The sequence below is a fragment of the Luteimonas sp. 8-5 genome, assembly GCF_029763755.1.
Taxonomy (GTDB): Bacteria; Pseudomonadota; Gammaproteobacteria; order Xanthomonadales; family Xanthomonadaceae; genus Cognatiluteimonas.
In genome coordinates this window covers 1-649 of the sequence record NZ_JARUVM010000183.1, presented here as the reverse complement: position 1 = coordinate 649, position 649 = coordinate 1, and the positions used below count along the sequence as shown (strand labels likewise).

At 67.8% G+C, this 649-nt stretch carries 1 pseudogene; it reads right to left on the bottom strand.

Features of this window, described 5'->3' with window-relative positions:
* Positions 1-649 (bottom strand): annotated as a pseudogene (locus QAA18_RS12825) (wall-associated protein); the annotation flags it as partial.

The window sequence follows — 649 nt, the reverse complement described above, 5'->3', positions numbered from 1 at the left end:
TGGGGTAGTAGGTGACGTTGGTGGCGTAGGTGCCGGCCTGGGTGGGCTGGCCCAGGGCGTTGGGGGCGTAGTCGACCGTCAAGCTGTCGGGATAGGTCAGGCTGGCCAGGTGGCCGTTGCCGGTATAGCCGTAGCCCACGGTCCAGGTGTAGGTGTCGGCCTGGAGGGTCTCGGACACGGGCAAGCGGCGCTTGTTGTAGAGGTAGCTGTTGACGACGCTGCTGGCGCCGCCGTCGTTGTACGTGGTGATGCTTTCGGGCAGGCCGTCGGGGGTGTAGTCCCAGGCCTGGTTGCCGTTGTTGTCCGGGAACTCCAGCGTGCTGATGCGGTTGCGGGCGTCGTAGGTGCGCACGACCTTGCGGGCCAGGATGGTGGCGGTGTTGCCGGTGGCGCTGCAGGCCGTGCCGTCGGGCAGGCCGCTGGCGCTCCAGGCCAGGTTGCCGGCGGCGTCGTAGCCCATCAGGGTGGTGCCGGTTTCGGGTTCGATGACGCGGCACAGCTCCTGATAGCTGTTGTATTCGTATTGGCGGACGATCGCCTCCGGCGCCGGTGGCGGGATGGCCACGCTGATCGTCTTCGACGTCGAGTAACCGCTGCAGTTGCCGGTGCCCGAGCCGGCGCAGGCGCGGACCCGGTAGCTGTAACTGCC